The sequence below is a fragment of the Streptomyces sp. NPDC048751 genome (assembly GCF_043198595.1).
Taxonomy (GTDB): Bacteria; Actinomycetota; Actinomycetes; order Streptomycetales; family Streptomycetaceae; genus Streptomyces.
Genome location: NZ_JBICUX010000019.1, coordinates 140,396 through 154,863 on the forward strand (window position 1 = coordinate 140,396; position 14,468 = coordinate 154,863).

The window sequence follows — 14,468 nt, forward strand, 5'->3', positions numbered from 1 at the left end:
ACGTGTCCTCACCAATGTGGTGACGTGGAGGGGGAATCCCGGGTGGGTAATTCTGCTTGCCAAGAACCGGTCGCGGTCGTCGGCCTGGCGTGCCGACTGCCGGGTGCGGCGAACCCCACTGAGTTCTGGCAGCTGTTGCGGGACGGGCGGGACGCGCTGAGCGAACCCGGTCCGCGTCGCTGCCACCCGGACGGCCCGGCCGTGCCGGTGCTGCCCTCCGGTGAGCCGGTGCGGGCGGGTTTCCTGGACCAGGTCGACTCCTTCGACGCGGGCTTCTTCGGCGTCTCGCCGGGGGAGGCGGCCGTGCTGGACCCGCAGCAGCGGCTGGTGCTGGAGCTGGCCTGGGAGGCGTTCGAGGACGCCGGGATCATCCCGGGCGACCGCGACCGCGACCGCGACGGCGACAGCGACAGCCGCACCGGGGTCTACGTCGGCGCCACCTACGACGACTACGCCGCACTGCGCGGCGCGCGGCTGAGCCCTCACTCGGCCACCGGCCGGAACCGAGCGATGATCGCCAACCGGGTCTCCTACGCGTTGGGGCTGAGCGGGCCGAGCCTGGTGGTGGACACCGCGCAGTCCTCCTCGCTGGCCGCGGTACACCTGGCCTGCCGGGCGCTGGCGGCGGGCGAGTGCACGGTGGCGCTGGCCGGTGGCGTCAACCTGAACATCGCCCAGGACGGTTACGACGTCACCCGGGCGCTGGGCGCGATCTCCCCGGACGGACGCTGCTACACCTTCGACGAGCGGGCCAACGGGTTCGTACGCGGCGAGGGCGGCGCCGTACTCGTACTCAAGCCGCTGTCGGCGGCGCTGGCCGACGGGGACACCGTGCACGCGGTGATCCGGGGCACTGCCACCAACAACGACGGCGGCGGCGACTCGCTGACCGCCCCGCGCCAGGAGGCGCAGCAAGAGGTGCTGCGCATGGCCTGCGCGGCGGCCGGGGTGTCCCCGGCCGAGCTGAGCTACGTGGAACTGCACGGCACCGGGACGCCACTGGGCGACCCGGTCGAGGCCGCGGCGCTGGGCACGGCGGCGCGGCGCGAGCGGCCGCTGCTGGTCGGCTCGGTGAAGACGAACATAGGGCACCTGGAGGGCGCGGCCGGGATCGCCGGTCTGGTCAAGACGGTCCTGTGTCTGTCGCGTCGGCAACTGGTGCCCAGCCTGAACTTCCGCACCCCGAACCCCCGGATCCCGTTGGCGGAGCTGGGGTTGCGGGTGGTCACCGAGACCGGGCCGTGGCCCGCCGTGGAGGGCCCGCTGCTGGCGGGGGTGAGCTCGTTCGGCATGGGCGGGGCCAACTGCCACGTGGTGCTGGCCGAGCCGCCCGCTCCCGGCGCGGCGCCCGATCGCGACGCCGGACGCCACGACGGGCCGGTGCTGGTGCCGTTGTCCGCGCGGGCTCCGGCGGCGCTGGCCGAACTGGCCGCCCGGGTGGGCGAGTCGGTGCCGGCGTCCGTGGTGGACCTGGCCTACTCGCTGGCCACCACACGCACCCCGCTGGAGCGGCGGGCGGTGCTGGTCGCGGAGTCGGCCGAGGAGGCGTCCGGCCTGCTGGAGGCGCTGGCCGGGGACGCGGCGAACGCGCGGGTCGTGCGCGGCACCGCTGTCGAGGGGCGGACGGTGTTCCTCTTCGCCGGCCAGGGCAACCAGCGGCCCGGCATGGGCCTGGAAATCCACCGGCGCCACCCGGTGTTCGCCGCGGCGGTGGACGAGATCGCCGAGGAGATGCGCCGGCACTTGCCGAAGCCGCTGCTGGAGGTGGTCTTCGCCGAGGAGGGTTCGGCGGACGCGGCGCTGCTGGACGATCCGACCTACACGCAGCCCGCGTTGTTCGCCGTGCAGGTCGGGCTGTTCCGGCTGGTGGAGAGCTGGGGGATCACCCCGGACGCGGTACTCGGCCACTCCTTCGGCGAGCTGGCCGCCATGCATGTCGCCGGGGCGATGTCGCTGGCCGACGCCTGCGCGCTGGTGGCCACCCGGGGCCGGCTGATGCACGAGATCCCGCCCGGTGGGGCGATGGTGCTGGTGGAGGCGTCCGAGGCGGAGCTGCTGCCGGACGTCGAGGGGACCGGCGGCCTGGTGTCGATCGCCGCACTCAACAGCCCGACCGCCACGGTGCTGTCCGGGGACGAGGACGCCACGCTGGCGATCGCGGGCCGTTGGTCCGCAAGGGGCAGGCGCACCCGGCGGATCCAGGTCCCGATGGCCAGTCACTCGTCACACGTGGACGGCATCCTGGACGGGATGCGCGCGGCCGCGGCCCGGATCGACTGGCGGCCGCCGACCCTGCCCGTCCTGTCCTCGCTGACCGGTGCCGAGCTGGACGTGACCGGGGTGGACTGGCCGGAGTACTGGGCACGGCACACCCGCGACACGGTGCGGTTCGCCGACGCGATCGCCACGGCCTGCGCGGGCGGCGCACGCACGTTCCTCGAGCTGGGCCCGGACGGGACGCTGAGCGCGATGGGCCCGGGCAGCGCGCCGGAGGACGCGGCGTTCGTCCCCGCGATGACCGGCGGCGAGCGCCCCGACCTGCGGTCGCTGCTCACCGCGGTGGCCCGGGTGCACGTGCGCGGTGTCCCCGTGGACTGGGCGCGGTTCTACGAGGGCTCCGGGGCCCGGCGGATCCCGTTGCCCACCTACCCGTTCCAGCGCCGGCGGCACTGGATCGCCGGGGTGACGGCCTCCGGCGGCACGACGTCCGAAGTGGTGGCCGCGCCGGTGGCGGAGATACCGGCGCGGCCGATCTCGCGACTCGCCGGGCTGCCCGCGGCCGAGCGGGAGCAGGCGGTGCGCGCGCTCGTGCGGGCCGAGGTGGCCGCGGCGCTGGAGCTGGACTCGGCCGACCGGCTGGACGCGCGCCGCACGATCCGGGACCTGGGCTTCACTTCGCTGATGACGGTGGAGCTGGGGCAGCGGCTGGCCGAGGTGACCGGGCTGCGGCTGCCCTCCACGGTCGTACTGGACCACCCGACCCCGGAACGGCTGGGCGAGCACCTGATCGCGGAACTGGCCGCCGGGACGCCCGTGCACTCCGAGCCGACGGTGGCGGCGCCCGCCGCCGAGCCGATCGCGATCGTCGGGATGGCCTGCCGGTTCCCTGGTGGAGTGGGCTCGCCGGAGGACCTGTGGGACCTGGTGGCCTCCGCCGGCGACGCGGTCGGCGGGTTCCCCACCGACCGCGGCTGGGACCTGGACGCGTTGTTCGACACCGACCCGGACCGGCCGGGCCGCAGCTACGCGCGCACCGGAGGTTTCCTGTACGGGGCGGCCGAGTTCGACGCGGGACTCTTCGGCATCTCGCCGCGCGAAGCGCTGGCCATGGACCCGCAGCAGCGGCTGTTGCTGGAGACCTCCTGGGAGGCACTGGAGCGGGCCGGGATCGACCCGCTGTCCCTGCGCGACAGCGCGACCGGGGTGTTCGCCGGAGTGATGGCGCAGGACTACGGCCCGCGGATGCACGAGGGTGCCGCCGGCCTGGACGGCTACCTGCTGACCGGAACCACCCCCAGCGTCGCCTCCGGGCGGATCGCCTACACCCTGGGACTGCGGGGCCCGGCGGTCACCGTGGACACGGCATGCTCCTCGTCGCTGGTGGCGGTGCACCTGGCGGCGCAGGCGCTGCGCGCGGGGGAGTGCTCGCTGGCGCTGGCCGGCGGGGTGACAGTGATGTCCACGCCGGGCATCTTCGTGGAGTTCTCCCGGCAGCGCGGGCTCGCGCCCGACGGTCGGTGCAAGTCCTTCGCGGCGGCGGCCGACGGCACCGGCTGGGCGGAGGGCGCCGGGCAACTGGTGCTGGAGCGGTTGTCCGACGCACGAGCCAACGGCCACCCGGTGCTGGCGGTGCTGCGTGGTTCGGCGGTGAACCAGGACGGTGCGTCCAACGGTCTGACGGCGCCCAACGGGCCCTCGCAGGAGCGGGTGATCCGGACTGCGCTGGCCGCCGCGGAGCTGTCCGCTTCGGACGTGGACCTGGTGGAGGCGCACGGCACGGGGACAGCGCTGGGCGACCCGATCGAGGCGCGGGCCCTGTTGGAGACCTACGGCCGGGACCGCGGGGACGATCCGGTGTGGCTGGGGTCGCTGAAGTCCAACATCGGTCACACCCAGGCGGCGGCCGGGGTCGCCGGGGTCATCAAGGTCGTGCAGGCGATGCGGCACGGCCTGCTGCCGCGCACCCTGCACGTGGACGAACCCTCGCCCTATGTGGACTGGTCGGCCGGCGCGGTACGGCTGCTCACCGAGGAGCGGCCCTGGCCGGAGCGCGACCGGCCGCGCCGTGCCGGGGTGTCCTCGTTCGGGATCAGCGGCACCAACGCGCACGTGATCGTCGAGCAGGCGCCCGAGACGGCGGCGGAGCCCGCGGTGGAGCCGAACCCGGTGCTGCGGTCCGGTCCGGTGCCGGTAGTGGTGTCCGGGCAGACCGCGGCCGCGTTGCGCGCGCAGGCCGAGCGGCTGGCCGCGCACCTGGAAGGGCGGTCCGAGCCGCGCCTGGAGGACGTCGCGCGCGCGGCCGCCGCCTCCCGGGCGCGGCTGGAGCACCGCGCCGTGCTCACCGCCACCGACCGCGCGGACCTGCTACGGGGCCTGCGTGCCCTGGCCGCCGACGAGGAGGCGCCCGGCCTGGTGCGCGGGGTGGCCGATGTGGACGGTCGGACGGTGTTCGTGTTTCCGGGTCAGGGTGCGCAGTGGGAGGGGATGGCGGTCGAGTTGCTGGAGTCCTCGCCGGTGTTCGCGGCGCGGATGGGGGAGTGTGCGGCGGCGTTGGGTGAGTTCGTGGACTGGTCGTTGCTGGGTGTGTTGCGGGGTGAGGCGGGTCAGCCGTCGTTGGAGCGGGTGGATGTGGTGCAGCCGGTGTCGTTCGCGGTGATGGTGTCGTTGGCGGCGTTGTGGCGGTCGTTCGGGGTGGAGCCCGATGCGGTGGTCGGTCATTCGCAGGGGGAGATCGCGGCCGCCTGTGTGGCGGGGGCGCTGTCCCTGCGCGACGCCGCGAAGGTGAGCGCGCTGCGCAGCGCCGCGCTGGGCGCGTTGTCCGGCGGCGGCGGGATGATGTCGGTGGCGCTGCCGATCGCCGAGCTGGAACAGCGGCTGGCGGCCCGGGCCGACCGGGTGTCGGTGGCCGCGGTCAACGGGCCCGCCTCGGTGGTGCTTTCCGGCGAACCCGGCGCGCTGCGGGAACTGGTCGCCGAGCTGACCGCCGAAGGGGTGCGGGCCCGGCTGGTCGCGGTGGACTACGCCTCGCACTCCGAGCAGGTGGAACGCATCCGCGCCGAACTGCTGGACCGGCTCGCCGGACTGGAGCCGCGCAGCGCCGAGATCCCGTTCTACTCCACGGTGACCGGCAAGCGACTGGACACGGCGCTCCTGGACGCCGAGTACTGGTACCGGAACTTACGCCAGACCGTCCACTTCGAGGAGACGATCCGCGAGCTGGACCGCGCCGGGCACCGGGTGTTCGTGGAGGCCGGCCCGCACCCGATCCTGACCGCGGCCGTCCAGGACACCGTCGAGTCGGCGGGCAGCACGGCCGTGGTGGTCGGTTCGCTGCGCCGCGACCAGGGCGGCCCGGGCCGGTTCCTGCTGTCGCTGGCCGAGGCCCACGTGCGCGGGGTCCCGGTGGACTGGACCGCCGCGTTCGGCGCCGGGGGCCATCGGGCGGAGCTGCCCACCTACGCCTTCCAGCGGGAGCGCTACTGGCTGTCCACCCGGTCGGGCGCATCGGATCCGGCCGCGTTCGGGATGGACACCACCGCCCACCCGCTCCTCGGCGCGACCGCTTCGGTGGCCTCCACCGGTGAGCTGCTGCTGACCGGTGAGCTGTCCCGGCAGCGCCAGCCCTGGCTGGCCGACCACATGGTGTTCGGCACCGTGGTGCTGCCCGCCGCCGCGTTCGTCGAGCTGGCCGTGCGCGCCGGGGACGAGGTGGGCTGCCGATCGCTGGACGAGCTGACCGTGCACACGCCGCTGCAGCTGCCCGAGCGCGGCGGCGTGCGGGTGCAGACGGTGCTCGGCGCGCCGGACGAGGACGGCGGCCGCGCCGTGGACGTGTACGCGCGACAGGGCAGCGGACCGGAGTGGACACACCACGCCACCGGCAGGCTCTCCGTGGCCGATGTTCCCGCGCCCGAGATCGACGGCCGGCTGCCCGAGGGCGCCACCCTGGTCGAGCCGGCCGACCGCTACCCGGCACTGGCCCGGCTCGGCTACGGCTACGGGCCCGTCTTCCAGGGCCTGCGCCGGTTGTGGCGGCACGGCGAGGAACTGTTCGCCGAGGTCGCCCTGCCCGAACCGGCGGCCGGGGAAGCCACGTCGTTCGGGTTGCACCCGGCCCTGCTGGACGCGGCGTTGCAAGCGGCGATCCCGGCCGACAGCACCGCCGACCCCGCTTCCCCGACCTTGCTGCCGTTCGCGTTCACCGGGGTCCGGCTGTACCGGGCCGGTGCCGCCGCGGCGCGGGTGCGCTTGCGCCCCGCGGCCGGGGGAGCCGTGTCGATCACCTTGACCGACGGCGAGGACAACCCCGTCGCCGTGATCGACTCGCTGGCCTTCCGCCCGGTGACCGCCGAACAACTCACCGTCGGCCGCCAGGACCACCTGTACCGCACGAGCTGGGTTCCGCTGGTGGTTCCGGCGCAGGACGGTGCGTGGGCGATGTCGGAGGGTCCGGGCGGGCTGGACGAGCTGGGCGAGCGGGTGCCCGCCGTGGTGGGTGTTCCGACGACCGGGGTCACCGACGCCTTGGCGGTGGTGCGGCGCTGGCTGGCCGAGGAGCGGTTCGCCGAGTCCAGGCTGGCGCTGCTCACCCGCGGTGCCGTCGCGGCCGGGCCGGGGGACCCGCCGGTCGACCCGGACGCGGCGTCGGTGTGGGGCCTGGTGCGCTCGGCGCAGACCGAGAACCCCGACCGCTTCGTCCTGGTGGACACCGACGGGCACGCCGCGTCCGAGACGTTGCTGCCCCGGCTGGCCGCGACGGCTGAACCGCAATTGGCGGTGCGTGCCGGGCGGGTGTTCGTGCCGCGGTTGGCTCGGGTGTCCGAGGGGGGTGGGGGTGCTCCGTGGTCGGGTGAGGGGACGGTGCTGATCACTGGGGCGAGTGGGGCTCTGGGGCGTTCGGTGGCGCGGCATCTGGTGGAGCGTCACGGAGTGCGTGGTCTGGTGCTGGCTTCTCGGCGGGGTGGTGAGGCGCCGGGGATGGCGGAGCTGGCTGCGGAGCTGCGCGGGTTGGGTGCCGAGGTGGCGGTGGTGGCGTGTGACGTGGCCGAGCGGGAGGCGGTGGCGGCGCTGCTGGCCGCGCACCCGGTGACAGCGGTGGTCCACGCCGCCGGGATCCTCGACGACGGGGTGCTCGCCACACTCACCCCGCAACGGGTGGCCGAGGTGTTCCGGGCGAAGGTGGACGGCGCGCGGCACCTGGACGAGCTGACCCGGGACCGGGACCTGACCCGGTTCGTACTGTTCTCCTCGGTGGCCGGGACGTTGGGCAACGCCGGACAGGCCGCCTACGCGGCGGCCAACGCCGCCCTGGACGGACTGGCCGCACAGCGCCACGCCGCCGGGTTGCCCGCTACCGCGGTGGCCTGGGGACTGTGGGCCGAGAACAGCGGGATGACCGAGCGGATGGCCGACACCGACCGGGCCCGACTCGCCCGCGCCGGGGTGGTGCCGCTGGACTCCGGCACCGCGCTCGACCTGTTCGACGCGGCCACCGCGCTTGCGGATCCGGTCCTGGTGGCAGCCCGGCTGGACCTGACGGCGCTGCGCGAGCGGGCGGCCGAAGGTGTGCTGCCTGCGGTGCTGCGCGCACTGGTGCCGTCGGTGCGCCGCGCCGCCGCCACGGATCATGCGGTGGACGGCGCCGACGGGCTGCGTAGGCGGCTGGCCGAAGGGGAGCCGCTCCGGGTGCTCCAGGACCTGGTGCTGACCCAGGCGGCGGTGGTGCTCGGCCACTCCGACCCCGGCGGGCTGTCACCGGACCGGCCCTTCAAGGACGTCGGTTTCGACTCGTTGACCGCGGTGGAACTGCGCAACCGGCTGGGCCGGGCGACCGGGGTACGGCTGCCCGCGACGCTGGTGTTCGACCACCCCACCCCCGCCGGACTGGCCAGGTACCTGCGCGACCAGCTGGTCGGCGACACCGCCCCGACGAGCACCCCGGCGGCCGCCTCCCCGGTCGTGACCGCGGACGAGCCGATCGCGATCGTCGGCATGGCCTGCCGCTTCCCGGGCGGGATCGCCTCGCCGGAGGACCTCTGGGACCTGGTGGCCCGCGGCGGCGACGCCATCGGCGGGTTCCCCACCGACCGCGGCTGGGACGTGGCCGGCCTGTACGACCCGGACCCCGACCGGGCCGGTCACACCTACACCCGGCACGGCGGCTTCCTCCACGATGCCGGCCGGTTCGACGCCGGCCTGTTCGGGATCTCGCCGCGCGAGGCGCTGGCGATGGACCCGCAACAGCGGCTGCTGCTGGAGACGGCCTGGGAGACGCTGGAGCGGGCGGGAATCGACCCGTCCTCGGTACGCGGCAGCCAGACCGGCGTGTTCACCGGAGTGATGTACCACGACTACGCGGCCACGCTGAGCGAGCTCCCCGAGGGCGTCGAGGGGCACTTGCTCACCGGCACCGCCGGGAGCGTCGCCTCCGGCCGGGTCGCCTACACGTTCGGCCTGCAGGGGCCCGCCCTCACCGTGGACACCGCCTGTTCCTCCTCGCTGGTGGCGGTGCACCTCGCGGCACAGGCGCTGCGTTCCGGGGAGTGCTCGCTGGCGCTGGCGGGCGGGGTGACGGTGATGGCCGAGCCGACCACGTTCACCGCGTTCTCCCGGCAGCGCGGGCTGGCCGCGGACGGGCGGTGCAAGCCCTACGCCGGGGCGGCCGACGGCACCGGCTGGTCCGAGGGCGTCGGCCTGCTCCTGTTGGAGCCGCTGTCCGCGGCACGCCGCAACGGCCACCGCGTGCTGGCCGTGGTGCGCGGTTCGGCGGTGAACCAGGACGGCGCGTCCAACGGTCTCACGGCACCCAACGGCCCCTCGCAGGAGCGGGTGATCCGCTCCGCGCTGGCCGCAGCCGGACTGAACGTACAGGACGTCGACGCGGTGGAGGGCCACGGCACCGGGACGCCGCTGGGAGACCCGATCGAGGCACAGGCGCTGCTGGCCACCTACGGCGCCGACCGCGACCGGCCGTTGTGGCTCGGGTCGATCAAGTCCAACATCGGGCACACGCAGGCCGCGGCCGGGGTGGCCGGCCTGATCAAGATGGTGCAGGCGCTCCGGCACGGCGAGCTGCCCCGCACCCTGCACGTGGACGAGCCCTCCCCGCACGTGGACTGGGAGTCCGGGGGAGTGCGGCTGCTCACCGAGGCCCGGCCCTGGCCGGACACCGGCCGCCCGCGCCGCGCCGGAGTGTCCTCGTTCGGCATCAGCGGTACCAACGCGCACGTCATCGTCGAGCAGGCGGCGCTCGAGCAACCCGACGAGCCCGGTACGGCGCAACCGAACACCGAACCCCGACTGTTGCCGGTCGCGCTGTCCGGGCAGACCGAGGACGCCCTGCGCGAGCAGGCCGCGCGGCTGGCCGCACACCTCGCCGACCACCCCGGCGACAGGGTGCTGGACATCGCCTGGTCCAGCGTGACCGGCCGGGCCGCACTGGAACACCGCGCCGTCGTGCTGGCCGCCGACCCGGAGCAACTGGGCGAACGGCTCGGCGCACTGGTCGAAGGCCGGGACACCCCGGGCGTGCCGCGCGGCACCGCGACCGACGCGGCACGGCGGGTGGCGTTCGTGTTCCCCGGCCAGGGCGCGCAGTGGGCCGGGATGGCACTGGAACTGCTGGACTCCGCGCCGGTGTTCGCCGACCGGCTGGCCGAGTGCGCCGCCGCGATCGAGGCCCACACGGACTGGTCCGTGCTGGACGTGTTGCGCGGCGCGCCGGGCGCGCCCTCGCTGGAGCGGGTGGACGTGGTGCAGCCGGTGACCTTCGCGGTCACCGTGTCGCTGGCCGCGCTGTGGCGCGCGCACGGCGTGGAACCGGAGGCGGTGATCGGCCACTCGCAGGGCGAGATCGCCGCGGCCTGCGTGGCCGGGGCGCTGTCCCTCGCCGACGCCGCCGCGGTGGTGTGCCTGCGCAGCCGCGCGCTGACCGAACTGTCCGGCAAGGGCGGCATGATGTCGGTGGCGCTGCCCGCCGAGGAACTGAGGGCTCTGTTCACCGACGACCGGCTGGGCGTGGCCGCGATCAACAGCCCCACCTCCACCGTCGTCTCCGGGGACCCGTCCGCCCTGGAGGAACTGCGGGCCGACTGCACGGCGCGCGGGGTGCGGACCCGGCACATCGCGGTGGACTACGCCTCGCACTCCACCCAGGTCACCGCCGTCAAGGACAGCCTGGCCGGTCTCCTCGCAGGGATCAGCCCGGGGGCGACGCGGATCGAGATGTACTCCACGGTCACCGGGCAGCGCCTCGACCCCGGCGAGCTCACCGGAGCGTACTGGTACACCAACCTGCGCCAGACCGTCCGGTTCGCCGACGCGGTACGCGCCGCGCTGGACGCCGGGATCGGCACGTTCCTGGAGATCAGCCCGCACCCGGTGGTCTCCCCCGGCGTGCAGGAGACCGTGGACGCAGCCGGGGCGCGGGCCGCCGTACTGTCCACACTGCGCCGCGACGACGGCGGCTGGCCGCGGTTCGCCCAGTCGCTGGCCGAGGCGCACGTCCGCGGGGCCGGGGTGCGCCTGGCCGAGGTGTTCGAAGGCACCGGCGCACGACAGGTGGACCTGCCCGTCTACGCCTTCCAGCACCGCTGGTACTGGCTGGCCCAGCAGGCCCGGTCGCGGGCCGACACCTGGCGCCACCGCGTCGAGTGGCGCGCCGCGGGCGCGCCGACGCGAACCGAACCGGACGGCGAGTGGCTGGCCCTGGTACCCCGCTCCGGCGTGGAGCAGGAATGGCTGGAGAAACTCACCGGCGGCCTTCCGGTGCGCGCCGTCACGGTGGACACCGAGCACACCGACCGTGCAGCCCTGACCGGTCACCTGCGCCGTGCGCTGGCCGAGCACACCCCACGCGGGGTGCTGTCCCTGCTGGCCGCCGACCGCCGCCCGCACCCGGAGCATCCCGTGGTGCCCGCCGGCGTGGCCGCCACCCTGGCGCTGGTGCAGGCGCTGGGCGACCTGGACGCGGCGGTGCCGTTGTGGCTGGTGACGTCAGGCGCGGTCAGCACCGGCGACTCCGACCCGCTGCGCGAGCCGAGCGCGGCACAGGTGTGGGGTCTGGGCCGGGTGGTGATGCTGGAACACCCCACGTTCTGGGGCGGCCTGGTCGACCTTCCCGCCGAACTGGACGAGGCCGCGCTGGAACAGCTGCGCGGCGTGCTGGCCGGCGGCTGGGGCGAGGAGGACCAGCTGGCCGTACGCGCCGACGGCACGCTGCTGCGCCGACTGGTGCACGCCCCGCTCGATGGCGGCGTCGCCGGTGGCTGGCAGGCCAGGGACACCGCGCTCGTCACCGGCGGCACGGGCGCACTGGGCCCGGAGGTCGCCCGCTGGCTGGCCGGGCTCGGCGTGCAACACGTGGTGCTGCTCAGCCGCAGCGGAGCGAAGGCGGAGGGGGTCGCCGAGCTGGCGGCCGAACTCGACGGCCTCGGCGTGCGGCTGACCGCGCAGGCCTGCGACATCGGCGACCGGGCCGCCGTGGCGGCGCTGCTGACCGGCTTGCGCGAGCAGGGCGAGGTGGTGCGCACCGTGGTGCACGCCGCCGCGCTGATGCGGCTGGCCGCGCTGACCGACACCGACCTGGCCGAGTACGCCGACGTGCTCACCGCCAAGGTCCAGGGCGCCCGGCATCTCCTCGAACTGCTCGACCCGGCCGAGCTGGACACGCTGGTCTTCTACTCCTCCATCGCCGGGGTGTGGGGCAGCGGCGACCACGGCGCCTACGCCGCGGCCAACGCCGAGCTGGACGCGCTGGCCGAGCAGGCCCGTGCGGCCGGTCTGCCGGTGACCTCGGTGGCCTGGGGCGTGTGGGACGGCGCCCGCTTCCCCGACGGGGTGGACGCGGGCCACCTGCGCCGCCAGGGCCTGCCGCTGCTCGCCCCCGGTCCGGCGCTGGACGCCCTGCGCACCATCCTCGAGCGTGCCGAGACCGGGCTGTCGGTGGCCGACGTGGACTGGGCGAGGTTCATGCCGCTGTTCGCCTCGGCCCGCAGCAGGCCGCTGTTCGCCGAGATCCCCGAGGCGCAGCGTGCCCTGCCCGGGGCGTCCGAGCCTCAGGCGTCGCAGCCGTCCGGTTCCTCCTGGGCGCAGCGGCTGGCCGGGCTGTCCGACACCGAACGCCGCAGCACCCTGCTGCGGCTGGTGCGCGAGCAGGCCGCCGTGGTGCTGGGCCACTCCGGCCCGGCCGGGATCGACGCGGACCGGGCCTTCCGCGAACTGGGCTACGACTCGTTGACCGCGATCGAGCTGCGCAACCGGCTCGGCGAGGTCAGCGGGCTGACACTGCCGGCGACCCTGGTGTTCGACCAGCCCACCCCGGCCGCGGTGGCCGAGTACCTGCGCACCCGGCTGGCGCCGCCCGAGCCGCCCCTCCTCGCAGAACTGGACCGACTCGCCGAGCGGCTGTCCGGGGTGGATGCCGACGCCGAACGGGCCGACATCGAGACACGGCTGCGGTCGATGCTGTCGCTGATCGGCGGAGATGAGGACGACATCGACTTCGACCCGACGTCGAACGAGGAGATGTACGAGCTCATCGACCGCGAACTCGGGGCGAACTGAAGGGGGTTGGACATGTCCGAGGAAGAGAAGCTGCGCGGCTACCTGAAGCGGGTCATGGTCGACCTGCGCAAGGCCAACCGCCGCCTGCAGGAGATCGAGCAGTCCCGCACCGAGCCCGTCGCCGTCGTCGGCATGGCCTGCCGCTACCCGGGCGGGGTGCGCTCCCCGGAGGACCTGTGGCGAGTGCTGGCCGAGGGCCGGGACGTCACCGGCGGGCTGCCCACCGACCGCGGCTGGGACATCGAGGGCATCTACGACCCGGACCCGGACCGCTCCGGCCACTCCTACGTGCGGCGCGGCGGCTTCCTGGACGACCCGGGTGAGTTCGACGCCGGCTTCTTCGGGATCTCACCGCGCGAGGCGTTGGCCATGGACCCGCAGCAGCGGCTGCTGCTGGAGACCACCTGGGAGGCGCTGGAACGGGCCGGGATCGACCCCACCGGGCTGCGCGGCAGCCGCACCGGCGTGTTCGTCGGCCAGAACCACCAGGAGTACGGCACCGCCCTGGCACACGCCCCGGCAAGCGTCGAGGGGCACCTGGTCACCGGCGTGGTCTCCAGCGTGCTGTCCGGCCGTGTCTCCTACACCCTCGGCGTCGAGGGGCCGGCGATCACCGTGGACACCGCCTGTTCCACCTCGCTGGTCACGCTCCACCTGGCCGTGCAGTCCCTGCGCAACGGGGAGTCCTCGCTGGCCCTGTCGGGCGGCGTGACCGTGCTGGCCAGTCCCGGGCCGCTCATCGAATTCAGTCGCCAGCGCGTGCTGGCCGCCGACGGCCGGTGCAAGGCGTTCTCCGCCGACGCCGACGGCATGGGCATGGCGGAGGGCGCCGGCGTACTGGTGCTGGAGCGGCTGTCCGACGCGCGGCGCAACAACCACCCGGTGCTGGCCGTCATCCGCGGCTCCGCGGTCAACCAGGACGGCGCGTCCAACGGGCTGACCGCCCCCAACGGGCCCTCCCAGCAGCGGGTCATCCGCGCGGCGCTGAGCGCTGCCGGTCTGTCCCCCGCGGACATCGACCTGATCGAGGCACACGGCACCGGCACCTCCCTGGGCGACCCGATCGAGGCGCAGGCGCTGCTGGCCACCTACGGCGCCGACCGCGACCGGCCGCTGTGGCTGGGCACGGTGAAGGCCAACATCGGGCACACCCTCGCCGCCGCCGGGGTGGCCGGGGTGATCAAGTCCGTCCTCGCGCTGAATCACGGGATCGTGCCGAAGACGCTGCACGCGGACACTCCGTCCCCGCACATCGACTGGTCGTCCGGCACCCTGTCGCTGGCCACCGAGGCGGTGCCCTGGCCGCGCGGTGAGCGGCCGCGCCGCGCCGCGGTGTCCTCGTTCGGCATCAGCGGCACCAACGCGCACGTCATCCTGGAGGAGGCTCCCGACCCGGCCACACCGGCCGACGAAGCGCCGGAACCGGTCGCCGGGACCGCGCCGGAGCCGGTGCTCTCGCTGCCGGTGCCGGTGGTGCTCTCCGGTCGTGACGCGACGGGCCTGGCCGCCCAGGCGGCCCGGTTGCGTGAGTTCGTAGTGGCGGACCCGGGATTGACTGTGCCTCAGCTGGCGTTCGCGAGTGCCACGGATCGTGCTGCTTTGGAGCATCGTGGTGTGGTGGTGGCTGGTGGGCGGGATGAGTTGTTGGTTGGGCTTGAGGCGTTGGCGGAGGGGGCGCCGGGGGC

2 protein-coding genes are annotated in these 14,468 nt (G+C 74.7%); both read left to right on the forward strand.

The genetic code is table 11. The annotated features are described in order from the left end of the window. Nucleotides 1-42 precede the first annotated feature (42 nt). A complete protein-coding gene (locus ACGFNV_RS40805; protein ID WP_393629955.1) occupies nucleotides 43-12,783 on the forward strand; it encodes an SDR family NAD(P)-dependent oxidoreductase in 12,741 nt (4,246 codons plus the stop codon). A gap of 12 nt (nucleotides 12,784-12,795) precedes the next feature. Beyond that, on the forward strand, nucleotides 12,796-14,468 hold a 1,673-nt coding region (locus tag ACGFNV_RS40810; protein ID WP_393629957.1), incomplete at its 3' end, for a type I polyketide synthase.